At 70.2% G+C, this 25,363-nt stretch carries 22 protein-coding genes and 1 tRNA gene; 16 read left to right on the forward strand and 7 right to left on the reverse strand.

The features are described 5' to 3' along the window. Positions 1-192 precede the first annotated feature (192 nt). The 5 genes from ACFQS2_RS05750 to ACFQS2_RS05770 all read left to right on the forward strand — a co-directional run bounded on the left by ACFQS2_RS05750 (position 193) and on the right by ACFQS2_RS05770 (position 4,596). A complete protein-coding gene (locus ACFQS2_RS05750; RefSeq protein ID WP_377792991.1) occupies positions 193-1,836 on the forward strand; it encodes an alpha/beta hydrolase in 1,644 nt (547 codons plus the stop codon). A gap of 87 nt (positions 1,837-1,923) precedes the next feature. Beyond that, positions 1,924-1,996, forward strand: a tRNA-Thr gene (locus tag ACFQS2_RS05755). 189 nt (positions 1,997-2,185) lie between these two features. Beyond that, positions 2,186-2,386, forward strand: a complete 201-nt coding sequence (locus tag ACFQS2_RS05760; protein WP_377792992.1) for a hypothetical protein — start codon at positions 2,186-2,188, stop codon at positions 2,384-2,386. 118 nt (positions 2,387-2,504) lie between these two features. Then, positions 2,505-3,011 (forward strand): Fur family transcriptional regulator, encoded by a 507-nt coding sequence (locus tag ACFQS2_RS05765; protein WP_377792993.1) that lies wholly within the window; start codon positions 2,505-2,507, stop codon positions 3,009-3,011. 91 nt (positions 3,012-3,102) lie between these two features. Next, positions 3,103-4,596 (forward strand): catalase, encoded by a 1,494-nt coding sequence (locus tag ACFQS2_RS05770; protein WP_377792994.1) that lies wholly within the window; start codon positions 3,103-3,105, stop codon positions 4,594-4,596. Positions 4,597-4,745: 149 nt separating this feature from the next. Here ACFQS2_RS05770 and ACFQS2_RS05775 read toward each other — a convergent pair whose 3' ends face one another. Further along, positions 4,746-5,129 (reverse strand): universal stress protein, encoded by a 384-nt coding sequence (locus tag ACFQS2_RS05775; protein WP_377018231.1) that lies wholly within the window; start codon positions 5,127-5,129, stop codon positions 4,746-4,748. A gap of 157 nt (positions 5,130-5,286) precedes the next feature. Further along, positions 5,287-5,961, reverse strand: a complete 675-nt coding sequence (locus ACFQS2_RS05780) for a lysophospholipid acyltransferase family protein (RefSeq protein ID WP_377792995.1) — start codon at positions 5,959-5,961, stop codon at positions 5,287-5,289. A 265-nt stretch (positions 5,962-6,226) separates the two neighbouring features. Here ACFQS2_RS05780 and ACFQS2_RS05785 point away from each other — a divergent pair, with 265 nt between their 5' ends. From ACFQS2_RS05785 to ACFQS2_RS05805, 5 genes are all read left to right on the forward strand, one after another. After that, positions 6,227-7,987, forward strand: a complete 1,761-nt coding sequence (locus ACFQS2_RS05785) for a Gfo/Idh/MocA family oxidoreductase (protein ID WP_377792996.1) — start codon at positions 6,227-6,229, stop codon at positions 7,985-7,987. 738 nt (positions 7,988-8,725) lie between these two features. Next, positions 8,726-8,980 carry a glutaredoxin-like protein NrdH gene (gene nrdH / locus ACFQS2_RS05790; RefSeq protein WP_377018228.1) on the forward strand — a complete coding sequence of 85 codons (255 nt, stop codon included), beginning with the start codon at positions 8,726-8,728 and terminating at the stop codon, positions 8,978-8,980. 22 nt (positions 8,981-9,002) lie between these two features. Next, entirely contained in the window at positions 9,003-9,401 is a 399-nt protein-coding gene (gene nrdI, locus ACFQS2_RS05795) for a class Ib ribonucleoside-diphosphate reductase assembly flavoprotein NrdI (RefSeq protein WP_377792997.1), read from the forward strand. A gap of 5 nt (positions 9,402-9,406) precedes the next feature. Then, complete coding sequence (nrdE, locus tag ACFQS2_RS05800; RefSeq protein ID WP_377792999.1) at positions 9,407-11,539, forward strand: class 1b ribonucleoside-diphosphate reductase subunit alpha; 2,133 nt, start codon at positions 9,407-9,409, stop codon at positions 11,537-11,539. Positions 11,540-11,769: 230 nt separating this feature from the next. After that, on the forward strand, positions 11,770-12,879 hold the full coding sequence (locus ACFQS2_RS05805; protein ID WP_377793000.1) for a D-2-hydroxyacid dehydrogenase: 1,110 nt from the start codon (positions 11,770-11,772) through the stop codon (positions 12,877-12,879). A gap of 10 nt (positions 12,880-12,889) precedes the next feature. Here ACFQS2_RS05805 and ACFQS2_RS05810 read toward each other — a convergent pair whose 3' ends face one another. Then, positions 12,890-14,287, reverse strand: coding sequence for a DUF418 domain-containing protein (locus tag ACFQS2_RS05810; protein ID WP_377793001.1), 1,398 nt, complete (start codon positions 14,285-14,287; stop codon positions 12,890-12,892). A gap of 391 nt (positions 14,288-14,678) precedes the next feature. Here ACFQS2_RS05810 and nrdF point away from each other — a divergent pair, with 391 nt between their 5' ends. Together nrdF and ACFQS2_RS05820 are read left to right on the forward strand one after the other, a co-directional pair. Beyond that, positions 14,679-15,647, forward strand: coding sequence for a class 1b ribonucleoside-diphosphate reductase subunit beta (nrdF, locus tag ACFQS2_RS05815; RefSeq protein ID WP_377793002.1), 969 nt, complete (start codon positions 14,679-14,681; stop codon positions 15,645-15,647). A 112-nt stretch (positions 15,648-15,759) separates the two neighbouring features. Then, entirely contained in the window at positions 15,760-16,278 is a 519-nt protein-coding gene (locus ACFQS2_RS05820; RefSeq protein ID WP_377793003.1) for a 4'-phosphopantetheinyl transferase family protein, read from the forward strand. On the opposite strand, the gene ACFQS2_RS05825 is transcribed toward ACFQS2_RS05820, so the two are convergent. Both ACFQS2_RS05825 and ACFQS2_RS05830 read right to left on the reverse strand, forming a co-directional pair. Continuing rightward, complete coding sequence (locus ACFQS2_RS05825) at positions 16,215-17,564, reverse strand: M1 family metallopeptidase (RefSeq protein ID WP_377793005.1); 1,350 nt, start codon at positions 17,562-17,564, stop codon at positions 16,215-16,217. The two genes, ACFQS2_RS05820 and ACFQS2_RS05825, sit on opposite strands and share 64 nt — an antisense overlap. Next, entirely contained in the window at positions 17,561-21,463 is a 3,903-nt protein-coding gene (locus tag ACFQS2_RS05830; RefSeq protein WP_377793006.1) for a Pls/PosA family non-ribosomal peptide synthetase, read from the reverse strand. The genes ACFQS2_RS05825 and ACFQS2_RS05830 overlap by 4 nt, the downstream gene beginning before the upstream one ends. A 234-nt stretch (positions 21,464-21,697) precedes the next feature. On the opposite strand from ACFQS2_RS05830, the gene ACFQS2_RS05835 reads away from it, so the two are divergent. The 3 genes from ACFQS2_RS05835 to ACFQS2_RS05845 all read left to right on the forward strand — a co-directional run bounded on the left by ACFQS2_RS05835 (position 21,698) and on the right by ACFQS2_RS05845 (position 23,312). Continuing rightward, entirely contained in the window at positions 21,698-21,931 is a 234-nt protein-coding gene (locus ACFQS2_RS05835; protein ID WP_377018218.1) for a hypothetical protein, read from the forward strand. A gap of 247 nt (positions 21,932-22,178) precedes the next feature. Continuing rightward, positions 22,179-22,463, forward strand: a complete 285-nt coding sequence (locus ACFQS2_RS05840; protein WP_377793007.1) for a GlsB/YeaQ/YmgE family stress response membrane protein — start codon at positions 22,179-22,181, stop codon at positions 22,461-22,463. Between the two features lie 135 nt (positions 22,464-22,598). Then, entirely contained in the window at positions 22,599-23,312 is a 714-nt protein-coding gene (locus ACFQS2_RS05845; protein ID WP_377793008.1) for a hypothetical protein, read from the forward strand. Positions 23,313-23,392: 80 nt separating this feature from the next. Here the strand turns inward: ACFQS2_RS05845 and ACFQS2_RS05850 are convergent, their stop codons facing one another. After that, positions 23,393-24,061: an IMPACT family protein gene (locus tag ACFQS2_RS05850; RefSeq protein WP_377793009.1), complete on the reverse strand. Its 669-nt coding sequence runs from the start codon at positions 24,059-24,061 to the stop codon at positions 23,393-23,395. Positions 24,062-24,125: 64 nt separating this feature from the next. Here ACFQS2_RS05850 and ACFQS2_RS05855 point away from each other — a divergent pair, with 64 nt between their 5' ends. After that, positions 24,126-24,716: a hypothetical protein gene (locus ACFQS2_RS05855; protein WP_377793010.1), complete on the forward strand. Its 591-nt coding sequence runs from the start codon at positions 24,126-24,128 to the stop codon at positions 24,714-24,716. 202 nt (positions 24,717-24,918) lie between these two features. On the opposite strand, the gene ACFQS2_RS05860 is transcribed toward ACFQS2_RS05855, so the two are convergent. Then, a complete protein-coding gene (locus ACFQS2_RS05860; RefSeq protein WP_209903649.1) occupies positions 24,919-25,311 on the reverse strand; it encodes an ectoine synthase in 393 nt (130 codons plus the stop codon). Positions 25,312-25,363: the final 52 nt, after the last annotated feature.

Genomic DNA, 25,363 nt, shown 5'->3' on the forward strand with positions numbered 1-25,363 from the left:
GGCAACGGACCCGGCCCGAGGCGGGTGGCGCGGCCCGAGCGGGACCCGGCGAGGCCTAGGATGGCCGGGCCCCGCTCCTCGCGCGCATCCGACCCGCGGCCGGGTTCGATCGTCGGATGAGCGCTGCGGGGCTGCACTCTTCGGCGGCCCCGTCGCCCCGGTCCCGTCCGTCCTCAGACAAGGAAACACCGCATGACCTTCGCAGGCCTGTCGCCTCGTCCGTTCGCCCGCATCACCGCAGCGGCGGCAGCGGCGGTCCTGCTGATGGCGGGGTGCACCCAGGACGACGTCGGCCCCGACCGGAGCACCGGCTCGGCCAGCGACGGCGGCGGCGCCACCCAGCACGCCCCCGCCGGAGAGGCGGATCTGCCCCTGACGGAAATCGGGACCTCGGCCGCCCAGGACCTCGGCACGGACCCCGCCACCGACCCGGCCTACGCCGAGTACTACGAGCAGTCCGTCCAATGGGGCGAGTGCGAGGACGTCGCGAACCCGGACGCCGAGTGCGGGACCATCACCGTCCCCCTGGCGTGGAACGATCCGTCGGCCGGGGACATCGAGATCGCCGTCGCCCGGATCGCGGCCACCGGCGAGGCCACCGGATCCCTGGTGGTCAACCCGGGCGGCCCGGGCGCCTCCGGCGTCAACTTCCTGGAATCGGCGCCGTACTTGATCTCTCCCGAGGTCAGCTCCTCCTACGACCTGGTCGGCTTCGACCCCCGCGGCGTCGCCCGCTCGGCCGGCATCGAATGCCTCAGCGACGAGGAGACCGACGAGTACCGCTCGGTCACCGCCGAGGCCGGGACTCCGGAGGCCGACCAGCTCGCCGAGGAGTGGAACACCCGTCTGGCCGACGCCTGCGAGCAGAACTCGGGGGACGTGCTGGCCTACCTCGACACCTACTCCGCGGCCCGCGACATGGATGTGCTGCGCGCAGCACTGGACTCGGAGCAGCTGGACTACCTCGGCTACTCCTACGGCACCTACCTCGGGGCCACCTACGCCGATCTCTACGCCGATCGGGTCGGCAAGTTCGTCCTGGACGGCGCCATGGATCCCACGATCACGATGGATGAGCTCTCCGCCGGGCAGGCCGAGGGCTTCGAGCAGGCCACCGAGGCGTTCCTGCAGGATTGCCTGGACAGCGCCGATTCGTGCCCGTTCTCCGGGGACCCCGCGGCCGCCAAGGACGAGCTGATCTCGTTCTTCGAGTCCGTCGATGACGAGCCGCTGGAGACCGACGATCCCCAGCGGCCGCTGACGGGCGCGCTCGCGCGATCGGCCGTGATGTCGATGCTGTACAGCGACCAGTCCTGGACGGAGGGCCGCGAGGCGCTGACCGCCGCCATGGAGGGGGACGGGCAGCCGCTGCTGGCCATCGCGGACCGCTCCGCCGAGCGCCTGCCCGACGGCACCTACCGCACCAACTCGACCTACGCCATCACCGCCGTGAACTGCCTGGACCATCCCGGCATCGCCGACGAGCAGTGGCAGGACCAGGAGGCCGAACGGCTCGCGGAGGAGTTCCCGACCTTCGGGCCGACCATGGGCAACGACAACTCGCCGTGCGCCCAGTGGCCGGAGCCCGCGCTTCGCGAGCCCGCGCCGATCGCCGCGGAGGGCGCCGGCCCCATCGTGGTGATCGGCACCACGGGCGATCCGGCCACCCCGTACAAGTGGGCCGAGAGCCTCGCCGACCAGCTCGACAGCGCGAGCCTGCTGACCTTCGAGGGCAACGGCCACACCGCCTACGGGCGCTCCGGCGGCTGCATCGAGGAGCAGGTGGACGCCTACCTCCTCGAGGACACGGTCCCGGAGGACGGGCTGACCTGCTGAGCGTGACGCGGATCGCGGCCGATCGCTTTGCGCCCGCCGCCGCGAGTCCCGTACAGTGATGCGGTCCGCCATGTGACCGGCGGGAACGCCGCCTTAGCTCAGTCGGTAGAGCGATTCACTCGTAATGAATAGGTCGCCGGTTCGATTCCGGCAGGCGGCTCCGAAGAGGCCCTCTGACCAGCGCGCCAGCTGGACAGGGGGCTTCTGCTCTGTCCGAACCGCGAGTGCTCCGCCCGTTCGTGCTGTTCCTCTCCCCACGAAGTGCGCGCCGCGCGCACTCGCTCGCAGTGTCGCCGGAGCCGGACCGCATAGGGTCGTCCCGACACCCCGCCGAGTCACAGGAGCACCCATGGACCGCGACAGCCTGACCACGTTCATCGCAAGCACGATCGCCGGCCCCTCGGGTCGGCACGACGCCACCGACTTCGATCTCGACGCCATCGCCGACGACCTGCAGCAGCAGGCCGAGAGCAAGAACCTCGACAGCGTCGAGGATCTCCGCACCGCCGATTTCTGGGCCGCCGTGGAGAAGCACCGCCGCCAGTCCTGACGCGGCACCGGTCCTGCCGCGGCGCCGGTCCTGCCGCGGCGTCGGCTCTGCCGCAGCGCCGACCCTGGATGCCTGCGTTTATTTGGATAGGTCCAGAAAACGCGCTAGGGTGGGCGTCATGCCGAACGCCGACCGCGCCCCCGCTCTGCGGAACGCCGGTCTGCGCGTGACCGCCCCGAGGCTCGCGACCCTGGAGGTCGTCGCCGAACACCCCCACGCTGATGCCGACTCCGTCGCCCATGCCGTCCGGGAGCGCCTGGGAGCGGTCTCCCGCCAGGCCGTGTACGACGTCCTGCACGCCCTGACCGAGGTCGAGCTGCTGCGACGTGTCCCCGTCGCGGGCCGCAGCGCCCGCTACGAGCTGCACGAGCACGACAACCACCACCACCTCGAATGCCGCGTCTGCGGGCGCCTCGAGGATGTCCCGTGCGCCATCGGCGAGGCCCCCTGCCTGCTGCCCCACGACGACCTCGGCTTCGAGATCGAGGTCGCCGAGGTCGTCTACCGCGGGGTGTGCGCCGCGTGTCGCGACGAGGCCGCCACGTCCGCCGCCGCGACCGGGACGTCGGCATCCTCCACCGCTGCCGCCGCTCAGCTCGACTCGCCCGCTTCGTCCTCGCCCTGATCGCTCCGGCCCTGCCGGTGCGAGACGGGCCGTCGTCTGTCCGCCTTTCGTGACAACTTGTCAGTACCCATCACCAACCCAGGAGAAGTACATGAACGACTTCGACCCCACAAAGAAGAGCACCACGGAGTCCGGTGCTCCGCGCGAGTCCGACGCGCACTCGCTGAGCGTCGGGGCCGACGGCCCGCTGCTGCTCCACGACGTCGCCCTGGTCGAGAAGCTGGCCCGCTTCGACCGCGAGCGCGTCCCGGAGCGCAGCCCCCACGCGAAGGGTTCCGGCGCCTTCGGTGAGCTCGAGGTGACCGAGGACGTCTCGAAGTACACCAAGGCGGACCTCTTCCAGCCCGGCCGCAAGACCCCGCTGCTGCTGCGCTTCTCCACCGTCGCCGGCGAGCTGGGCTCGCCCGACACCTGGCGCGACGTGCGCGGCTTCGCGCTGAAGTTCTACACGCAGGAGGGCAACTACGACCTGGTCGGGAACAACACCCCGATTTTCTTCCTGCGCGACCCGATGAAGTTCCCCGACTTCATCCACTCCCAGAAGCGCACCCCGGATTCGGGCCTGCGCGACAACACCATGCAGTGGGACTTCTGGACGAACTCCCCCGAGAGCGCCCACCAGGTCACCTACCTCATGGGTGACCGCGGCCTGCCCAAGACCTGGCGCCACATGAACGGCTACGGCTCGCACACCTACATGTGGGTCAACGCCGACGGCGAGAAGTTCTGGGTCAAGTACCACTTCCACACCGACCAGGGCATGGAGTTCCTCTCCAACGAGGAGGCCGACCGCCTCGCCGGCACCGACGGCGACTACCACCGCCGGGATCTCTTCGAGTCCATCGCGGGCGGGAACTTCCCCGGCTGGACCGTCTCGGTGCAGGTGATCCCGTACGAGGACGCGAAGCACTACCGCTTCAACATCTTCGACCTGACCAAGACGGTCTCCCACGAGGACTACCCGCTGATCAAGGTCGGCACGATGACCCTGAACCGCAACCCGGTCAACCACTTCGCCCAGGTCGAGCAGGCCGCGTTCAGCCCCTCGAACACGGTGCCCGGTATCGGCCTGTCCCCGGACAAGATGCTGCTGGGCCGCTCGTTCTCCTACCCGGACGCGCAGCGCCACCGCATCGGCACCAACTTCAACCAGCTGCCGGTGAACCAGCCGATCGTGCCCACGAACTCCTACGACAAGGAAGGGTTCATGGAGTTCCTGCACAGCGGGGACGCGCCGGTGTACGCACCGAACTCCTACGGCCGCGCCTACCAGGACACCCAGGGCCCCTCGGAGAACGGCTGGGAGGCCGACGGGGAGATGGTGCGCGCCGCCTACACCCTGCACGCCGAGGACGACGACTTCGGTCAGGCCGGCACGCTGGTGCGCGAGGTCTTCGACGACGCCGCCCGTGATCGCCTGGTCGAGACCGTCTCCGGTGCCCTGAGCACCGTCGAGGAGCCGGTCCTGTCCAAGGCCCTGCAGTACTGGAAGAACATCGACACCACCATCGGCGAGCGGATCGAGCTGGCCGTCGGCACCGCCAAGGCGGATCAGCAGCCCGGCGGGGACCCGCTGGAGGCCTGAGCCACCGCAGCCGGGTCCAGCGTGCGGCCCGGCCGCGGACGAGAGGAAGCGGCCCGTCCCTCACACGTGGGGGACGGGCCGCTTCTGTACGTCGTCGGTGGCTCGCGCTGTCGCGGTCTGTCCGGGAGTCTGGCGCCGGCCGGCGTCGCTCACACCACGAGGACCTCGCTGGGGGCGGACAGCAGCAGCTTCTGCACGGTCAGGCCCAGCAGGTGGCGGGCCAGGTCCTTCTGGCGCCGGATGCCCAGGACCAGCAGTTCCGCCTTCTCCTCCTCGACCACCGTCAGCAGCACCTCGGCGATGTCCTCCTCGGTGTGCTCCTGGCGGATCTCCACGCGCACGGGAGCCTGCCGCAGCTGGTCACGAGCGATCTCCAGCTGCTGGTCGTCGGCGTGGCGGGGGTCTTCGGTGACCCCTTCGCGCACGACGTTGACCACGATCAGCGGGCCGCCTCGCAGCTCCGCCTGCTCACGTGCAGCTGCCAGCGCCTTGAATCCCACGTCGGTGGGGATGAATCCGACGACGACTGCCATCTGTTCTCCTGAGGTGCGGTCCGAGCCCGGCCCGCGCCCGGTCAGCGCGCGCCTGCCCCCGATCCTACGGGCTCGGCCCGAGCTCCCGGCACGAGGGGCCTGACCGGGTGGACGGCCGGGAACGTCGTGGTCGTGATCGAAGCGGCCCGGAGGATCCTCAGAACTCGGAGCGGGCCGAGGACGTCAGTTCGGGGGAGCGCCGCTGGCCCGAGAGCTTCTGGATCTCGTCCATGATCCGCGCGTTCATCACGCGTCGTCGGACCCCCTTGGACAGACTGGGATCGACGTCGGCGATGTCCAGCGGCTCTCCCACGCGCACGCTGACGGTGCCGCGCTCGGGGATCGCCGTGGTGAACAGATGCTGAGTGCCCTTCAGCCCGACGGGGATGACGGGGCACCCCGATTCCAGCGCGAGCCAGGCGGCGCCCTGCTTGCCCGGATGCAGCAGCCCGTCCTTGGAACGTGCTCCCTCGGGGTAGATCCCGAAACCGGAGCCCTCGCGGAGGATCTCCAGAGCCGCTTGCAGCGCGCCCTTGCCGGACGAGAGCGCCTCGCGATCCACCGGCACGGCGCCGACGGCATCGAAGAACCAGCGCAGGACGCTGCCCTTGATCCCTTGATGCGCCCAGAGCGTGTCCTTGGCCACGAAGCGCACCTGCCGGGGGAAGACCACCGGGATGACGAAGCTGTCGATGTTCGCCAGATGGTTCGAGGCGATGATGAAGCCGCCCTCGCGCGGCACGTTCTCCATCCCCGTGACCCGGGGGTTCCATGCGAGCCGCACGAGCGGCCTGACGACCGTGCGAGCACCGAAGTAGAAGCGGCTGGCCACGTAGTCCTCCTGAGACGTCTGAGATCGCCGTCTACGATATCCCCGCCGGCCGTGGCCGGGTTGCCGCCGCCGGATGCTGTCGGCCCGGATGATGTGCAGGTCGCGCCGGTGAAGCCGCTGACTTCGGGTCCGGCTCGGTGTGGTAGAACAGGCGTGCGTCACGCGCCGATTCCGGAGGCGCGATGAGGCAGTAGGGCGGTCGCTGCGTCCGCTGCGCGCATGCGGTGGGCGCTGCCGATCTCCGCCGATCCCGAGGAGCCTGTCGATGCCGAAGACCTTGAACGTCGCCGTGATCGGCGCCGGAACGATGGCGCAGGCCGTGCACCTTCCGGTGCTGCGGCGGCGCTGGGACCGGTTCACCGTCGCCGCCCTGGTCGACCACTCGCCGCGCCGGCGCCGGGAGGCCTCCGACGTGTGGGGCATCGGTGAGGACAAGCGCTACGAGTCGGTCGGCGATCTCATCGCAGCGGTGCGCTCCAAGACGCTCTCGCTCGATGCGGCCGTCCTGGCGACCGACGGCCTCCACGTCGAGGACCTGCTGCAGCTGATGCGCCGCGGGATCCCCGTGCTGGTCGAGCCCCCGCTGGGGTTCTCCGCCGAGGAGGTGGCCAAGGTCGCCGATTTCGAGCGGATGACGGGTCGGCGCCTGGTGATGATGGCCTACCCGCAGCAGTACGACGAATCCGTCGCGCGCATGTCGGAGCAGATCGCCACCAAGGACCTGCGGATGGTCGATCACGAAGTGCTGATGCCGGCCAGCCAGCCGCTGTTCGGCGGAGCGCACGTGACGAGCTCCTCCTACGACCTGCCCTCCGATGTGCGCTCGCAGCGCCGCTCCGATCTCCAGGCCGCCGTCGTCGCCGGCTCCGGCGAGGGCGCCACCCAGCGCGACCGCGACCTGTATGTGAAGGGCCTGCTGACCGGGGTGGCCCACCAGATGGCCGTGATGGAGGCGGTGTACGGGCCGATCACCCGCGTGACGGCGGTGCGCCACTGGCCCAAGGGCGTCATCCCCGGCTCCCTCGAGATCCTCGGCGAGCTCGAGGGCGGAGCGCATGTGCGCCTGGTGTGGCATTACCTGCCCTTCGCGCCGGAGTACTCCGAGCACATCAAGGTGCTCTCCGCGCGTCGCCGCATGGAGGTCGAGCTTCCCGCTCCCTCGCACGGTGACCGCCGCTCCGGCGTCTCTCTGCGGGAGAAGAAGGGCGGCGCCGTCCAGGAGACGGCGACCGTGGCCACGAAGGGCAGCGTCGAAGCCATGTGGGAGGCGTTCCACAGCTTCGTCGAGAAGGGCGTCCGGCCCGTCTCCGGCGCCGAGGAGGCACGCAACCAGGTCACGCTCCTGCGGGAGGTGCTCTCCACGATCGTGGTCGCCGACGGTCGCAGCCTCGATCTGGCCCCCGACGCGGCCGACGAGGAGCAGGGGAGCGACAGCGAGGCCGAGAGCGCTGATCCGTCTGCCTCCGGGCCGCTCGACTCCGAACCGGCCGCGGAGACGCTGGAACAGGAGCCGGCGACGGCCGCCGACGTGGCGGGAGCGCCGGACGGCGAACCGCCGGCCCTGGAACCGGAATCGCAGCCGGCACCGGAGACGCTCGAGCAGGAGCCGGCCACCCCGTCGCCCCACAGCAGCCCGGCGGACCAGCGTCCGACGGAGCAGCGACAGCCCGTCGTCCCCGCCGCCGCGAGCGATCCGAGCGGACTCCCGGAGCCCACCAACCCCACCGAGCCCATCGACTATCCCGACGCGGAGCCAGGTGCCGCGCCGCGGACGGGCCGTGACGTCCTGGACGTGTGGAATCTCCGATCGGACGGTCTGGACGAATCGACCTGGCCTCCCGAGCCGCACAGGACCTCCGATGCACAGCGCGAGGGCGACGATTCGGCGGGCGGCTCGGCGGCGCCGGCCGCGTCGCCCGAGGGCACCGGCGACGACGAGGCCGCGTCCCCGCAGGGCTCCGAGACGACCGGCACTGACCCGTCGGCGGAGTCGACGGCTGGCGAGTACCGCAACCGCCCCTCCTGAGGAATCGCCACCGCCCCTCCTGAGGAACTGCATGTGCGGCGCGCTGCCGCCGCGGACGTGCCGCAGGGCGCCATGACGCCCCGGGCGGCAGTGGCCCGGACGGCTCACGAGGCGACACGCCGGTGCGGCGAAGGCTGTCCGCAAGAAGCCGGTCGCGACACGCCCGGGGCATCGCATGGTGCCCGGTAGGGGCGCGCCGCTACTGCGCCGAGAAATCAGTACGACGTCCCGTCGAGGCACGCCGGCGACACGCCGGCGACACGCCGCGACGCGCCCGGACACGCCGGGGATCCGGAACACATCTGCGCCCGATCCGGGCTCGCCGGGGGCCCTCGCTCAGCAGCGCCGTCCACCGCGATCGCGGTCTGTCCGACCCCCTGTCCACACTGTGATGTGCACGCATCCTCGGTTTTCTCCTCGGTCTTCGTGCGTGGCTCGCGATTCGCGTCCCCAGCTGCCCCGAGCCATCCACATCCCGTCCCCACCGCCTTGTGGATGACAATCTTGTAACTCAGTACATCTTGTGGTCGTTCCTCTCGGGCACCACTAGGTGTAGTGTTGGTGCTGTCGCAGCGATCCGGCCCTCCCGGGGGCCGTCCGCCACATCGAAAACTCTGATGAGGCGGCGGTGGGGAGCCTCCGGAGGCCTGTGACGTGGTCCATCGGACCTCCCCGGAACATCTGCACACACCACGCTCCTCGCGCTCTCGGCGCGGCGCTCGAGAAAGGCCCCTTCCCTTGGACATCACCGTGTACTCCAAGCCCCTCTGCGTGCAGTGCGACGCGACCAAGCGCGCCCTGAACAAGGCCGGCGTCGCCTACGACGTCGTCGACATCACCGAGGACGCCGAGGCGCTGGCGCGCATCAAGTCCATGGGCTACGCGCAGGCTCCCGTGGTCATCACGGAGCAGGATCACTGGTCCGGCTTCCGTCCCGACAAGATCAAGGCGATCGCGGGCGCCGGCTCGCAGCGTTCGGCCGCCGCGATCTGAGCTGTCACCAGGAGGCGTCGGCGTGACGAAGCTCGTCTACTTCTCCTCGGTCTCGGGCAACACTCACCGCTTCGTCGAGAAGCTCGGGATGCCGGCCCGGCGCATCCCGCTCTACGCCCAGGAGGAGCACCTCGTCGCCGATGAGGAGTTCGTCCTGGTGGTCCCGACCTACGGCGGGGGCAACGGCCGCGGTGCCGTCCCCAAGCAGGTCATCAAGTTCCTCAACGATGAACGCAACCGGAACCTCATCCGTGGCGTGATCGGTGGCGGCAACACCAACTTCGGGGACGCGTACTGCGCGGCAGGGGATGTCATCTCCGCCAAGTGCCGCGTCCCGCACATGTACAGATTCGAACTGTTCGGTACCCCTCGCGACGTGCAGCGGGTCCACGACGGATTGGAAGAGTTTTGGCGACACTGACCGAGATGCCCCCACTCGAGCACAACAGGCAGCTCGACTACCACGCCCTGAACGCGATGCTGAACCTCTACGGAGCGGACGGCCAGATCCAGTTCGACAAGGATCGCCTCGCGGCGCGGGAGTACTTCCTGCAGCACGTGAACCCCAATACGGTGTTCTTCCACTCGCTGCGCGAGAAGCTCGACTACCTGGTCGAGAACAAGTACTACGAGCCCGAGCTGCTGGAGAAGTACGACTTCTCCTTCATCGAGTCGCTGTCGGAGCAGGCCTTCGCCAAGAAGTTCCGCTTCCCGACGTTCCTGGGCGCGTTCAAGTACTACACCTCGTACACGCTGAAGACGTTCGACGGCAAGCGGTACCTGGAGCGCTTCGAGGACCGCGTGGTGATGGTGGCCCTCACCCTCGCCGAGGGCGATGAGCAGCTGGCCCGCAACCTCGTCGACGAGATCCTCGACGGCCGCTTCCAGCCGGCCACCCCCACCTTCCTCAACGCCGGCAAGGCACAGCGCGGTGAGCTGGTCTCCTGCTTCCTGCTGCGCATCGAGGACAACATGGAGTCGATCGGTCGTTCGATCAACTCCGCGCTGCAGCTGTCCAAGCGCGGCGGCGGCGTGGCACTGCTGCTGAGCAACGTGCGCGAGTACGGCGCACCGATCAAGCACATCGAGAACCAATCCAGCGGCGTCATCCCCGTGATGAAGCTGCTGGAGGACTCCTTCTCCTACGCGAACCAGCTGGGTGCGCGTCAGGGCGCCGGTGCGGTGTACCTCAACGCCCACCACCCGGACATCCTGCGCTTCCTGGACACCAAGCGCGAGAACGCCGACGAGAAGATCCGCATCAAGACTCTCTCGCTCGGCGTGGTCATCCCCGACATCACCTTCGAGCTCGCGAAGAAGAACGAGCCGATGTACCTGTTCTCCCCGTACGACGTGGAGCGCGAGTACGGCAAGCCGTTCGCCGACGTGAACGTCTCCGATCACTACCGCGAGATGGTCGACAACCCGAACATCTCCAAGAAGAAGATCAAGGCGCGCGACTTCTTCCAGATCCTGGCGGAGATCCAGTTCGAGTCCGGCTATCCGTACATCATGTTCGAGGACACCGCGAACCGGGCGAACCCGATCCCGGGCAAGATCACCCACTCGAATCTGTGCTCGGAGATCCTGCAGGTCTCGACCCCCTCGTCGATGAACACGGACCTGAGCTACGACGAGCTGGGCCGGGACATCTCCTGCAACCTCGGTTCGCTGAACATCGCCAAGACGATGGATTCCGACGACTTCTCGCGCACCATCGAGACCGCGATCCGCGGCCTCACCTCGGTCTCGGACCACTCCGACATCGAGTCGGTGCCGACGATCGCCGAGGGCAACCGCGCCTCGCACGCCATCGGTCTGGGCCAGATGAACCTCCACGGCTACCTCGCCCGCGAGTCCATCTTCTACGGCTCCGACGAGGGCCTGGACTTCACGAACATGTACTTCTACGCGGTCACCTACAACGCCATCAAGGCGTCGAACAAGATCGCCAAGGAGCGCGGCGAGGTCTTCTACGACTTCGAGAACTCGAAGTACGGCACGGGCGAGTACTTCGACAAGTACATCGAGCAGACGTGGGAGCCGCGCACCGAGAAGGTCCGCAGCCTGTTCGCGAACTCCAGCGTGCACCTGCCCACGCCGGAGGACTGGAAGCAGCTGCGCGACGAGGTCCAGAAGCACGGCATGTACAACGCCTACCTGCAGGCGGTGCCGCCGACCGGCTCCATCTCCTACATCAACCACTCGACCAGCTCGATCCACCCGATCGTCTCCAAGATCGAGATCCGCAAGGAAGGCAAGATCGGTCGCGTCTACTACCCGGCGCCGTACATGACCAACGACAACCTCGAGTACTACGAGGATGCGTACGAGATCGGGTACGAGAAGATCATCGACACCTACGCCGAGGCCACGCAGCACGTGGACCAGGGTCTGTCGCTGACGCTGTTCTTCCCGGACACCGCCACCACGCGCGATATCAACAAGGCGCAGATCTACGCCTGGCGCAAGGGCATCAAGTCCCTCTACTACATCCGCCTGCGGCAGATGGCGATCGAGGGCACCGAGGTCGAGGGCTGCGTCAGCTGCATGCTCTGACCTCTCGTCCGCCGAGGTGACGCCGGGGTCCGGACACGGGAAGCACCGTGTCCGGGCCCCGGCGTTCTTGCGCGCGGGGAGCTGTAGTCAGCCCGAACAGCCACGGATCGATGGCAGCCGCAATATCAGCATCCGGTGCCCGGGCAAGCCGCACACACCGGTGGACGTACTCTCCGCAGTAACCGCTGGACCCCTCACGAGCCCACGACCAGCGGGGGAGGAACTCACCCATGACGCACCCGCACTCCGACGATGTGACGAGGGCGCCGGCGCCGGATACTGACGGTGCGCCGGCCGACCGTCCGCGCGTCGTCATCGCCGCGAACCTGCCCGAGGAGCTGTGCCGCGGGATCGAGGAGGCAGAGCCGCGCGCCGAGGTGATCCGGGACCACTCCCTCTATCCTCCTCGCCGCGGCGCGGCTGACTGGCACGGCGACCCGGAGCACCGGCGCACGGCCGCGCAGCAGCGCGCCTACGAGGAGATGGTGGATTCCGCCGACGTGCTCTTCAGCCTGCCGGACGGCGACCCTGCTGGTCTGGCGCGCACTGTCCGGGCGAATCCGGGACTGCGCTGGGTCCAGACGATGGCCGCCGGGGGAGGAGCGCAGGTGCGCGCCGCCGGACTCACCGAGGATGAGCTCGAGCGCCTGACGGTCACCACCGCCGCCGGGGTGCACGCGGAACCGCTCGCGGAGTTCGCCCTGCTCGGTGTGCTGGCCGGCGCCAAGACCCTGTCCCGCCTCCAGGAGCTCCAGCGGCGTCACCAGTGGGGCGGGCGGCTGGAGATGCGCCACGTCAGCGAGATGACGGTGCTGATCGTCGGTCTCGGGGGCATCGGCGCGATGTGCGCGCAGAAGTTCTCCGCGCTGGGGGCGCGCGTCATGGGCACCACCCGCAGCGGCGAGCCCGTCGACGGCGTCGATGAGCTGGTCCCGATCGAGAAGCTGGCCCGCGCCGCTCGCGAGGCCGACGCGATCGTCGTGACTCTGCCCGGGACCGACCGCACAGCGGGCCTGGTCGGCGCCGACGTCCTCGAGGGTCTGCGTGAGGGAACGATCCTGGTCAACGTCGGCCGCGGGACCGTCATCGACGAGGACGCGCTGCTGGCCGCGCTCGAGGACGGCCGGATCGGCTACGCCGCCCTCGACGTCACCGCGACCGAGCCGCTGCCCGCCGAGAGTGCGCTGTGGGACCACCCGAACGTGCTGATCTCGCCGCACACGGCAGCGGTGAGTGCTCGCGAGGACGACCGGATCGCGACGCTCTTCATCGACAACCTGCGCCGCTTCGTCGACGGCCGGCCCATGCGGAACGTGGTCGACACGGTCGAGTTCTACTGAAGCTCGAGTTCTACCGAGCCAGCCGCTCCCGCCTCTCGTGCCGGCCGTAGGTCATCCGTCGCAGCAGCATCTCGGCCGGCCCGCGGAGGCTTCGAGAGTCCATGAAGGCGGCGATCGGCAGCGAGACCATCCAGACCGCGAGGGCGATGGCGACGGCCGGGGCGGTGCTCAGCTGCGCGCCGAGGCCGAACCCCCAGCCGGCCATGATCGGGGCCAACAGCAGCGACTGGAACAGGTAGAACGTCAGCGACCGCTGGCCGACGGCGCTCAGGGCGCGTACCAGGGGCCCGGGCCGGGCGTCCGTGACCGGCATATCGGTCGCCGCAGGAACGCCGTAGGCGCGCTGCGCCGGGGTCTGTTCCGCCGTCGCGCCGGAACGGGACGCCGGACCCTCCGCACTGAGCGCCGCGGCTGGGAGCCCGTGCCTCTCCAGCCGCGCCGCGAGCAGGCCGAACGCGGCCGCGTAGCCGACGCCGCAGGCCATGCCCGAGACCGAGGTGATCCCGACGAAGCCCCAGGCGACCGCCTCCGGCATGGGCAGCACACCCACGTACGTCAGAGCGTCCGGCAGTCCGCCCAGCCAGCCGATGGCGATGCCGCCGATCGCGACGCGACGCAGCAGCCGGACGTGGCGCCACGGCTCGTCGAGCACCCGGTGACGGGCGGCGATCCACCCCAGCAGGATCATCAGCGGCGGGCCCATGAAAACGGCCGGCACGAGCGCGAACAGCCACATCCCGGTGCGCGTCAGGATCGAGATCAGGTACGGCTGCCCGTAGGCCAGGTCCCGGATGAAACCCATTCCGAAGCCGGCCATTCCCGCCTCCATCTCCGCGAGCGCCTCCGGCGGGGCGAGGAAGGCCAGCACCAGCGCGCTGACGGCGGAGAAGAGCGCATACAGCACCATGATCGAGGTCAGCACGATCAGCCAGAAGGTGAGGGTGCGGGTGCGCCGGCCGAAGAAGAGCCACACCAGCAGCAGGGCGGCGACCGCGTACGCCCCCAGGATGTCCCCGTAGAACAGCAGCGCCGCATGCAGGAAGCCCAGCAGCAGCATCGCCCAGTGTCGGCGCCGCATCATGATCCGGACGACGCCGGCTTCCATGCCGCGGTCGATGCGGGAGCGGTAGAACTGCACCATGCCGTAGCCGAACAGGAACGCGAACAGCGGCATCGCCCGGTGGTCGACGGCGACGGTCATGATGAACTGCACCGCGGAATCGAGCGGGCCCGTCGCCGGGACGTGGGGGCTCATGCCGACGGACCCCTCATGGCCCCACAGGTACCAGGAGACGTTGGCCATCGCGATCAGGGCGAGCATCAGGCCGCGGGAGATGTCCGGGGCCAGGGAACGGCGTGGGCGGGACGGGGCGGCAGGGGAGCGGGGAACCGTGGGCGAGCTGGTCACGTCGGCGCCTTTCGGGTCGGCGAGGCAGAGCGGTGGATCCGGTCGATGCGCCGTCGCGCCCGAGGTGCAGCGTCGTCCCCTCAGGTGCGGCGTCGTCCCTTGCGAACCTAGCCGCGCCCGCAGCCGCTGTCGCGGGACGAAAGTCGGGTTTGTGTCACGGGTGTCGATGAGACGCGCCGCCATCGTGCTCAAGGCCCGGAGGCGGCCCGCGCACCGCAGCGGAGGGCTCGCTCACGCCGAGGAAGACGAACATCGCGGCGTTCGCCGCTGCCCCGGCGGAGGGTGTCGATTCCCACCGCGCCGGAGGGCCGTCGGTGCGCCGCCGGGAGGGCCCCACTGCCTACACTGGCGAGCACTGACTCTCCCCGATTCTTCTGACAGTGAGGCTGCGGTGAACGACCACCTGAAGACGACGGTCCAGGCCATCAACTGGAACCGGATCCCGGACCCGAAGGACCAGGAGGTCTGGGACCGCCTGACCGGAAACTTCTGGCTGCCCGAGAAGGTGCCGCTGTCCAACGACATCCAGTCCTGGAACCGGCTGCCCGATCACGAGAAGACGCTGACCATGCGCGTCTTCACCGGGCTGACCCTGCTGGACACCGTGCAGGGGACCGTCGGTGCCGTCTCCCTGATCCCCGATGCGATCACCCAGCACGAGGAGGCGGTGTACACCAACATCGCCTTCATGGAGTCGGTGCACGCGAAGTCCTACTCCCAGATCTTCTCGACGCTGTCGGACACCAAGCAGATCGACGAGGCCTTCCGCTGGAGCGAGTTCAACGAGCCGCTGCAGAAGAAGGCGCGGATCGTCATGGACTACTACCAGGGCGATGACCCGGAGAAGCGGAAGGTCGCCTCCACGCTGCTGGAGTCCTTCCTGTTCTACTCCGGCTTCTACCTGCCGATGCACTACTCCAGCCACGGCGAGCTGACCAACACCGCCGACATCATCCGCCTGATCATCCGCGACGAGGCCGTCCACGGCTACTACATCGGGTACAAGTTCCAGAAGGCCATGGAGCAGGCCTCCCCGGAGCGCCGCGCGGAGCTCAAGGACTACACGATGTCCCTCCTGCTCGAGCTGTACGAGAACGAGGAGGAGTACACCGAGGATCTCTACGACCCGGTGGGCTGGACCGAGGAGGTCAAGACCTTCCTGCGCTACAACGCCAACAAGGCGCTGATGAACCTCGGCTACGAGTCGCTGTTCCCGCAGGACTCCACGGAGGTCAACCCCGCGATCCTCGCCGCCCTGTCCCCGAACGCCGACGAGAACCACGACTTCTTCTCCGGCTCCGGCTCCAGCTACGTCATGGGCAAGGCCGTCGAGACCGAGGACGACGACTGGGACTTCTGAGGCTCTGACCCCGGGACGCCGAGGCGTGCTCCCCGGACCCCGCCCGAAGGCGCCGGACGCGAACGTCCGGCGCCTTCGGCGTATCGGCCCGCGCCTGGTGGGCGACTCGCCGGTGCAGCATCATGCGGCCGACGAGGACGCCGATGCGATCCTGCGCAGGCGCATCGCCGAGCTGATCGATGTCTCCGAGGCCGACGTCCTCGTGGGACGCGCCTGCCCGCGCTGCGGCTCCTCCCGGCACGGGCGGCCCTGGGCCCGCGTGCCCGGGCGCGGCGACGAGGTCTCGGTGAGCCTGTCCCGCGCCGGCCCGCACCTGGTCACGGCGGTCACCACTGAGGGCGCCATCGGCGTCGACATCGAGTCGGTGGCCGCGGTCGACGCCGGGTGGGATCCGGGCCTGGTGCTGCATCTCGACGAGGCGGGCCTGGACACCGGCCCGGGCCGGCGCGCGGCGCTGTGGTGCGGCAAGGAGGCGATCCTCAAGGCGCTCGGCGTGGGCCTGGCGACGCCGATGAGCACGATCCGGCTCGCCGACCACCCTGTTCTCGAGCTCCCGGCCCCACCGGGCTACCGCGTGGCCTGCGTGATCGTCGCAGGCGGCTCGGGCCGCGGTGGCAGCTCGGTGCGGTAGAGCCAGGCCTCGAACAGGTCGGAGAGATCCAGGCCGGCGACCCGGCCCGCGTGCTCGATGAACTCCTCCGTGGTCACGTTCGCGCCCAGGCGCTCTGTGATCCAGGAGCGCACGAGGTGCTCGAAACGCTCCTCGCCCACCCGCAGCCGCAGGGCGTGCACCGTGAGCGCCCCGCGCTTGTACACCCGGTCATCGAACATGTCCCGCGGGCCGGGATCGGCCAGCAGGAGATCCTGCGGGAGATCGCTCAGCCGCTCGTGGTGGTGATCGGCATGCTCCTGGACCGTGGCCTCGCCGGCGTGCTCGGACCACAGCCACTCGCAGTAGCAGGCGAAGCCCTCGTGCAGCCAGATGTCCTGCCAGCGCCGCAGCGTGACCGCATTGCCGAACCACTGGTGGGAGAGCTCGTGGGCGACCAGCCGCACCGCATCCCAGGACGCGTCCACATGGTTGCGGCCGAAGGTCGACAGACCCTGGGACTCCAGCGGGATCTCCAGCTCGTCATCGGTGATGACTGCGGTGTACGACGCGAAGGGGTAGGGGCCGAACCGCTCGGCGAAGAAGGCGAGCATCTCGGGCTGGCGGCCGAAGGAGGCCTCGAAAGCCTCCTGGTCGAGGCCGGCCGGGACCAGGCTGCGCACCGGGACCGCGGTGCCCGGCTGCTCGATCTGCGTGTAGCGACCGATCTGCACGGTCGCCAGATACGTGGGCATGGGGGAGTCCTGCCGGTACCTCCAGGTGATGGTGGCGCCGCTGCGCCGGGTGCCCTCGAGCTCCCCGGCGACGGCCACGTGGTAGCCCGGCGGGACGGCGACCTGCACGGTGTAGGTCGCCTTGTCGTCGGGCCGGTCGTTGCAGGGGAACCATGAGGGTGCGCCGTGGGGCTGCGCGGCGACGATCACCCCGTCGGTGAGCTCCTCCCATCCGGTGCTGCCGTGGACGCGGGAGGGCACGGGGCGCGGCTTGCCCGCGTACCGCACCCGCACCTCGAACTCCTCGTCGGGCGCCACCGAGTGCTTGAGGGTCAGGGTCCCGCCGTCGTGAGCGGCCTTGGTGGCCCGGCCGTCGACGAAGACCTTGCGCACCTGCAGGCCGTGCAGATCCAGATGCACGGCGTTCGCGGCGGCGAGGCCGCGGCAGGTCAGGACGGCCTCGGCGTCGAGACGGTTGGTCTCGACCTTGTACGCCAGGTCGAGGTCGTAGTGCAGCACCTCGTACGCGGAGTCCCCGTGGCCGGAGAGGTAGGGGTCGCTGCCGGGCTGCTTCGCGGCGGATCCGCTGCTCATGCGTCGTCCTCCCAGGGGCCGATCGGGTTCCCTCGCCAGCGGGTCCCGGCCGGGACCCGCTCGCCCCGCATGACCAGGGAGGCGGGTCCCACGGTCGCGTGGCGGTCGATCCGGGCGGCCGGCAGGATCACGCTGCTCGGGCCCAGGGTCGCCCCGGCGCCGAGCTCGACGGTGTCCATGCTCAGCACCCGGTCGTGGAAGAGATGGGTCTGCACCACGCAGCCGCGGTTGACGGTCGCGCCGTCGCCGAGGGAGACCAGATCCGTCTCCGGCAACCAGTGCGGCTCGCACCATACGCCACGTCCGATGCGGGCGCCGAGCAGGCGCAGCCAGGCGTTCAGCGCCACCGACCCGGTGGCCATGGACGCGAACCACGGGGCGCCGAGCACCTCGGTGAAGGTATCGGCGAGCTCGTTGCGCCACACGAAGGAGGTCCATAGCGCGTGCTCGCCCACGCGATGGCGCCCGATGATCGCCCACTTCGCCAGCGCTGTCACCAGCGCGGCCAGGATGCTGCCGGCGAGCAGGACGGAACCGCCCAGGAGCACCGCCGCGAGCAGGCCGTGCTCGGGCACGGTGAGCAGCCACAGCAGGGTGAGGCCGACGCCCGCGTGCAGCGCGACGGCGAGGAACATCGGCACGACCCGGCCGGTCTCGACCAGGGCGCGCAGCAGCTTGAGCCGGCGCGAGGGGGCGTAGGTGCGCGAATCATCGTCCTCGTCCTTCGCGCGGCGCAGGCTGCGCGGCGGGCTGCCCATCCAGGAGGAGCCCGCCTTCGCCGCCCGCCGCCGGGGTGCCGCCGAGAGCACGGCGACCAGGGACTTCTTGGGAACCTTGCGGCCGGGGGCGAGCATCCCGGAGTTGCCCACGAAGGCGCGTTTGCCCACTTTGACCCGCTCCACGCGGATCCATCCGCCGCCCAGCTCATAGGAGCCGACCATGGTGTCGTCGGCGAGGAAGGCGTCATCGCCCACCTGCACCAGGCTCGGGATGAGCAGCACGGTCGAGGCCTCGACGCCGGTGCCGACGCGGGCTCCCAGCAGCCGCAGCCACAGCGGGGTCAGCGCGCCGGAGTAGATGGGGAACAGCCAGGTGCGGGCTTCGTCGAGCAGGCGCACCGTCCCCCAAATCTGCACCCCGGTCAGGGAGCGCACAGGGTGGTGGCCGGGCGTGATCCCGAGGGCGAACAGCCGGGTCAGGGCCACCACGAGCACGAGCAGGGTCACGTATCCGACCAGTGCGGCCAGCGGCAGCCACGGCAGGGCCGCGAGGGCGAAGCCGCCGAGGGAGGTGCTGCCGGCGAGGGCGGGCAACAGGATGCTGCCGCCCACGAGCACAGCGATCCCCGGCAGGGCGGCGATCACGCCGGCCACCACCGCGTAGGCGAGCGGTCGCAGCCCGCCGCGGGTGGGGTGCTCGCTGGACCACGGCCCGCGAGCGGCCGTGCGGTGCTCGGCGGGGGAGCCGGCCCAGAACTCACCGCGCGGCACCCGGCCGAGCACGGAGGAGCCGGGTGCGACCTCGGCGTTCTTCCCGATCCGGGCTCCGGGGCCCAGGGTGCTGCGGGCCCCGATGCGGGCGTGCTTGCCGATGCGGACCCGGCCGATGTGGAGGCGGTCCCCGTCGACCCAGGTGCCGGCGAGATCCACCTCCGGCTCGACGCTGGCTCCCGAGCCGATCTCGAGCATCCCGGTCACCGGCGGCAGGGCATGCAGGTCGACGTCCCGGCCGATGCTCGCGCCCAGCAGCCGGGCGTAGTACGGGATCCAGGGGGCGCCGGCGAGGTTCGAGGCCCCGAGCGCGTCCTGGATCCGCTCGGCGAGCCACAGCCGCAGGTGGACCCGGCCGCCGCGCGGGTAGGTGCCCGGGCGCACTCGGAGCAGCAGCAGCCGCGCCAGGGCCGCGGCGAGGGTCATCCGGCCCGGGGGCAGCAGGACCACGATGACCAGCGGGATGAGCAGCCACAGCGGAACGGCGACGGGCCAGGTCAGGCCGGTGAACGCCGCGGCGAGGGTGGAGGCGAGCATCAGCCACGTCAGCGGCCGCAGAGCGGCCAGGGCCCGCACCGGCACGAGGGCCACGAGCTGGGCGAGCTGGCTGCGGCGCCGTACGGGAGCCACCACCCGGTCGCTGCGGACGGTGGCGGTGCCCATCTGATCCAGGGTCGCGGCCAGTCCCGCGAGTGTGGGCTGCTCGTACACGTCGGCGACGGCGACCTCGGGGTGCTTCTCCCGCAGCCGGCCCACCACCTGGGCCGCGGTCAGGGACCCTCCGCCGAGGTCGAAGAAGTCCTCGCTGCCGGAGGTGACCTCGGCGCCCAGCACGTCGGCCCAGATCTCCGCGATCCAGGCGGCGGTGCCGGACAGTGCCGCGGCCGGTTCCCGGCGGCGCGGCAGCGGCCAGGGGAGGGCGTCGCGGTCGATCTTGCCGGAGGTGCGGGTGGGCAGCTCCTCGACCACGGCGAGTCGGGGCACCAGCGCGGCCGGCATCCGCGAGCGCAGCAGGTCCTTGGCGACGTCGGCGTCGTAGGTGCCATCGACGGTGAGGTACCCGATCAGGAGCTTGTTGCCCGAGGAGGTGGAGCGCACCGCTGCGGCGGCGCCGACGACACCGGGCACCCGCAGGAGCTGGTCGTCGATCTCGCCGAGCTCGATGCGCCGGCCGCCGAGCTTGATCTGGTCGTCGGCGCGGCCGGCGAAGACCAGGCCGGCGGGGTCGTTGAGCACGACGTCGCCGGAGCGGTATGCACGGTCCCAGCCCAGGGTGGGCATGGCCGCGTACTTCTCGGCGTCCTTGGCGGGATCGAGGTAGCGGGCCAGGCCCACGCCGCCGATGATCAGCTCACCGCGCTCGCCCTCGGCGACGGGGCTGCCCTCAGAATCCACCACCGCGAGGTCCCAGCCCTCCAGCGGCAGGCCGATGCGCACGGGGCCGGCCGGGTCGCCGTCGAGCATCGCGGCGCAGGCGACGACGGTGGCCTCGGTGGGGCCGTAGGTGTTCCACACCTCGCGGCCCGGCGCCTGCAGCCGAGCGGCCAGCTCGGGCGGGCAGGCCTCGCCACCCATGATCAGCAGCCGCACGTTCTCCAGCGCCGAGTTCGGCCACAGGGAGACCAGGGTGGGCACCGTGGAGACGATGGTGATGGAGTTGGCGACCAGCCAGGGGCCGACGTCGACCCCGGAGCGCACCAGTGAGCGCGGTGCGGGCACCAGGCATGCTCCGTAGGCCCAGGCCAGCCACATCTCCTCGCAGCTGGCGTCGAAGGCGACGGACAGACCCGCCATCACCCGATCCTGGCCGCCGATGGGGTCGTCCTGAAGGAACAGGTGGGACTCGGCGTCCACGAACGCGGCGGCGTTGCGGTGGGTGACGGCCACGCCCTTGGGCTTGCCGGTGGAGCCGGAGGTGAAGATGACCCAGGCGTCGTCCTCGGGCCGGACCTCGCGCGGGGGCGCGGGCGCCCGGTCGCGACCCGCGGCGGTCTGCGCGATGGCGAGGTCGTTGCCGAGGATCGCGACCGCGCCGGACTCCTCGAAGACCACGCGGGCGCGTTCGTCGGGGTCGTCGGCGTCGACGGGCACGTAGGCCGCGCCCGCCAGGAGGATCCCGATGATCGCGATGTACAGGTCGGGGGTGCCGGAGCGGATGCGCACCCCGACCTTGTCCCCGGGGCCCACGCCGAGCGCGGCCAGCCGCTCGGCGACCGCGGACGCGGCGGCGTCGAGCTCGCTGTACGTCAGCGGCTCCAGCCCGGTATCGATCGCGAGGGAGTCGCCGCCGGCGTGGACGCTGCGGCGGAAGATGTCGACGAGGGTGCGGGGCGCGGGGGCGCGCTCTCCCGCAAGGAGCTCGGGGAGGAGGCCAGGAGCAGTTGCTGTCACTCCCGGATTGTCGGGCATCGAGGTGACGCGACGGTGTCGCGGGGCGGGGACGCGCCCGGAGATGTCAGGCACCTCTCGGCGGCGGCGCCCAGCGGCGCGAACCGAGCGGTTAAGGACTGCATGCCAACGGCCGCGCTGGTCACGGAGCGATCTCGGCGCCCCCGGGGGCGCGGTGCTCACTGCGCCTTCCCCTGGAGCGAGCACCCTCCTATCGTGACGGGTACCACAGTGAATCCGCGACGAGGAGGAAACATGTCGGAGCAAGAAGCTGGCCAGGTCACCGGGACGAAGGACAAGCACTACAACCTGGTGTGGTTCCTGGAGTCCTGCCTGAACAACGCGTTGCGCATGGAGACCTACGTCAAGGACGCGGAGCGGGACGGTGACACCGAACTCGCCGAGCTCTTCTCCAAGGCGCAGCACGAGAGCACCAAGGGTGCTGAGCAGGCCAAGTCCCTGCTCGCCTCCCGGCTGGCCTCGCAGTGACACGGAGGGCCGCGGACCGACGGCCCGCCGCGGCGCGCACTGCACTGCGCACTCCGGGTCATTCGGCGACAAGGCGCTGACCGGCCGTGCCCGAGCGGCACGACGTCGTGATCGAGTCCTCGCCATACCGCCTGGTCGTCCGCGTGACCTGCGGTTTCGCGGCGATCTGGTCGTCAGTCGCCGTGCGGGGCCAGAATGTGTGCGTAACACCCCCGTCCCCTTCCCCTCAACGAATGGAGAACGTGTCATGGGACTTATCGGACTGATCATCTCGTGGATCATCATCGGCGCGATCATCGGCCTCCTCGCTCGCGCGATCATGCCGGGCAAGCAGGCCATGGGGCTGGGGATGACGATCGTCCTCGGCGTCGTCGGTGCGATCGTCGGCGGCTTCATCGGCGGCCTGTTCGGTGGTAACGGCATCGGCGGGATCATGGACAACCCGTGGAGCATCGGCACCATCCTGCTGTCCATCGTCGGCGCGATCATCGTGATGGCGATCTACGGCTTCGCGACCAAGGACCGCGCCTGACCTCAGGCCACTAGCGTCCGCACCACGACGGCGCCGTCCCGGGACTCCCGGGGCGGCGCCGTCGGCATGTGCGGGGGCAGGTCATCGCCCACGCCGTGGGTATCGCCGGTGGACGGGTGTCGATAATCTGATGACATGCGGCGACGGCACCGCCTCACGGAGCTCGAGCAGCGTGAGCACCTCGCGCTGCGCTTCGGGCTGATCCTGCGACGCGACTTCGGTCCGCTCGCGGTGCGCGACCGTGCCTCGAGCGAGGTCCGACGGGCACTGGCCGTGCCCTACTACTCACTGCTGCACCACGCCAACGTGGTTCCGCGGGCGGCGACGGCGCAGCGCGGGAGGCTGATCGGCAGCATCGCGGTGCAGGTCGATGCCGCCGGCCTCTCGGCGCGAGCCGTCTCCGCGCGCGCCGAACAGATCGCGCGGGTGCTGATCGCGGAGTACGACGCTCACGGCGTCATCTTCGGAGCCCGTGCCACCACCTGGGACAGCGCCGCAGGAACCGGGCGCGTCGAGCTCGACCTCGCCAGCAGCACGGACGTCCCCTCCCAGCACGACGTCACCGGAGGAGACCTGGCCCCGGTGCTGACGGCCATGCTGGAGGCCGTGCACCCGGCGGGAATCGAGCTCGTCGTGGTGCGCGACCCGTTCGACGTACGGGAGCAGCCCGCCTCATCGTGGCGATGGGTCTTCCCGATCCGCTCCGGCGAGGGCGTCGAGGAGTTCCACGACCTGCACCGGGAGATGTCCTTCGCCGTGCTCAGCCGGCTGGTCACGGCGCAGCCGCGCGATCTGCGTCCGCTCAAATCGGTCCCCGCGCACTACGTCGACCTTCCCGGCGGGCAATGACCCCGCTGAGTGCCGGCCACGTGCCGGTCGACCGGCTGGGGCGTGCGCGGAGGTGCTCGCTCCGCGGCCCGATCGATGTCTCACCCCGCCTCGCGCGAGACCGGTACATCCGTCAGTCGATCCCCGCTGGCGCGGACGTCGATGCGGCCGGAGGACCAGCGGGCGGTGTCCGCCGCCAGGGCCTCGAGGTGGGACGGCTCGATGAGCACCTGCACGGTCGCGGCCCGCGCGGAGTAGACAGTGGGCTCGACGTGCGCGCTGTGCGCGGCGGCCCACTGGCGCACCGCATTCTCGGCGGCCCCGATCTCGGCGAGCGGGACGTCCAGCTCGGCGACGGTGAGCTGGGTGCGGCGCAGCACCGTGGCCTCGGAGGCCGCCTGCTCCACGGCGGCGGTGTAGGCCCGCATCAGGCCGCCGGCCCCCAGTTTCACGCCGCCGAAGTAGCGGGTGACGATCGCCAGCGTGTCGACCAGGCCGGCATGCAGGAGTGACTGGAGCATCGGCATGCCCGCCGTGCCGGACGGTTCGCCGTCGTCGCTGGAGCGGTTCACCTCGGCGGCGTCGCCCCGGGCGCCGATCACGAGAGCGGTGCAGTGGTGGCGGGCGTCGGGGTGGTCGCGTCGGGCGGCCCGGATGCGGTCCTCGGCCTGGTCGAGGTCCTCGACCCGGTGCAGTCGGGTGAGGAAGCGCGAACGTTTCTCGACCAGTTCCGTCTCCACATCGGCGGCGAGAACGAGCGGATCGGGCATGGAGCCGAGTCTAGGGCGACGGTAGTCTGCTCGAGGTTGCAGCCCGATTCCCAGGAGGATCCCCATGACCGTCCCGAACTCCGCTCCCGTGCCCCCGCCGGGCTCGATGGGCCAGCAGCACCCAGGGTCCGGCTCCGGTCGGAAGAAGTTCGGTAGGGTGCCGAACATCCTTGTCATCGTCGGGGCGATCATCCTGGTGCTCAGCATCGCCCTCGGCATCACCGTCACGGTGCTCGGCATCACCAGGACAGCCGGCGGGCTGGGTGACATCGAGGTGTTCGACAGCGGCAGCGGCTCGGTCACCGCGGAGGCCGGCGACGATATCCAGTTCTACGCCGAGGAGGGCACCCAGATCCCCACGTGCGAGGTGACGGGCCCCTCGCCCGAGGCGATCGGCGAGGGCACGCATCAGACGAGCAGCACCACCAAGGAGGGGAAGACCTGGGCGTCCTTCGACTCGATCACGGCGAACGAGGCGGGGGAGTACTCCTTCGACTGCGGCGGCACGCCTGTCGCCGTCGGCCCGCCGGTCTCCATCGGTGGGATCTTCGGGGCCGTCGGAGGCGTCCTGCTGGGCCTGGGCGGCGGTTTCCTCGGATTCGTGCTGGTCGTGATCGGCGTGATCCTCCTGATCATGCGTCGTCGTGCCTCGTGAGCACCCCTGATCCCCGCGGTCCAGCAGAGGCGCGGTGACGGCGGGCAGATCCGCTGCCGCCCGCGACGTCAAGGGCTGAGGGACGCGGCAGGGCCCGGCAGGATCGTGATGATCCTGCCGGGCCCCGTCGTGCTCAGGAGCGCCTCGGGTGCGCCCTCGTCCTCCAACGGCCTCGAGCGGGCCGCGGACGGAGGAGCCCGCCTCAGGCGTCCTCGGTCACCAGCGGGTAGACGCCGTTCTCGTCGTGGACCTCGCGGCCGGTGACCGGCGGGTTGAACACGCACACGCACTTGATCTCGGTGCGGGGCCGCACGATGTGCTTGTCGTGGTCGTTGAGCAGGTAGAGGCTGCCCGGCGCCAGCTGGTGCTTCTCGCCGGTGGCCAGATCCTCGATCTCCCCCTCGCCCTGGGTGATGAAGACCGCCTCGATGTGGTTGGCGTACCAGAAGTAGCTCTCGGTCCCGGCGTAGAGCGTGGTCTCGTGCACGGAGAAGCCGACGCCCTCCTTCGCCAGGATGATGCGCTTGCTGCGCCAGTTCTCGGACTTGATGTCCGCGTCGGTGTCGGTGACCTCATCGAGGGTGCGAACGAGCATGGGGGAATTCCTCTCCGTGGATGAACGGGGTCCTGCGGTCCCCGAGCGGGCG

It is taken from the genome of Brachybacterium sp. GCM10030267, assembly GCF_042666875.1.
GTDB lineage: Bacteria > Actinomycetota > Actinomycetes > Actinomycetales > Dermabacteraceae > Brachybacterium.

Excerpts from the sequence above, each read along its gene's own strand:
- ACFQS2_RS05750 (WP_377792991.1), top strand. The coding sequence starts at position 193 with ATGACCTTCGCAGGCCTGTCGCCTCGTCCGTTCGCCCGCATCACCGCA.
- ACFQS2_RS05760 (WP_377792992.1), top strand. The coding sequence starts at position 2,186 with ATGGACCGCGACAGCCTGACCACGTTCATCGCAAGCACGATCGCCGGC.
- ACFQS2_RS05765 (WP_377792993.1), top strand. The coding sequence starts at position 2,505 with ATGCCGAACGCCGACCGCGCCCCCGCTCTGCGGAACGCCGGTCTGCGC.
- ACFQS2_RS05770 (WP_377792994.1), top strand. The coding sequence starts at position 3,103 with ATGAACGACTTCGACCCCACAAAGAAGAGCACCACGGAGTCCGGTGCT.
- ACFQS2_RS05775 (WP_377018231.1), bottom strand. The coding sequence starts at position 5,129 with ATGGCAGTCGTCGTCGGATTCATCCCCACCGACGTGGGATTCAAGGCG.
- ACFQS2_RS05785 (WP_377792996.1), top strand. The coding sequence starts at position 6,227 with ATGCCGAAGACCTTGAACGTCGCCGTGATCGGCGCCGGAACGATGGCG.
- nrdE (WP_377792999.1), top strand. The coding sequence starts at position 9,407 with ATGCCCCCACTCGAGCACAACAGGCAGCTCGACTACCACGCCCTGAAC.
- ACFQS2_RS05805 (WP_377793000.1), top strand. The coding sequence starts at position 11,770 with ATGACGCACCCGCACTCCGACGATGTGACGAGGGCGCCGGCGCCGGAT.
- ACFQS2_RS05825 (WP_377793005.1), bottom strand. The coding sequence starts at position 17,564 with ATGAGCAGCGGATCCGCCGCGAAGCAGCCCGGCAGCGACCCCTACCTC.
- ACFQS2_RS05830 (WP_377793006.1), bottom strand. The coding sequence starts at position 21,463 with ATGCCCGACAATCCGGGAGTGACAGCAACTGCTCCTGGCCTCCTCCCC.
- ACFQS2_RS05835 (WP_377018218.1), top strand. The coding sequence starts at position 21,698 with ATGTCGGAGCAAGAAGCTGGCCAGGTCACCGGGACGAAGGACAAGCAC.
- ACFQS2_RS05840 (WP_377793007.1), top strand. The coding sequence starts at position 22,179 with ATGGGACTTATCGGACTGATCATCTCGTGGATCATCATCGGCGCGATC.
- ACFQS2_RS05845 (WP_377793008.1), top strand. The coding sequence starts at position 22,599 with ATGCGGCGACGGCACCGCCTCACGGAGCTCGAGCAGCGTGAGCACCTC.
- ACFQS2_RS05850 (WP_377793009.1), bottom strand. The coding sequence starts at position 24,061 with ATGCCCGATCCGCTCGTTCTCGCCGCCGATGTGGAGACGGAACTGGTC.
- ACFQS2_RS05855 (WP_377793010.1), top strand. The coding sequence starts at position 24,126 with ATGACCGTCCCGAACTCCGCTCCCGTGCCCCCGCCGGGCTCGATGGGC.
- ACFQS2_RS05860 (WP_209903649.1), bottom strand. The coding sequence starts at position 25,311 with ATGCTCGTTCGCACCCTCGATGAGGTCACCGACACCGACGCGGACATC.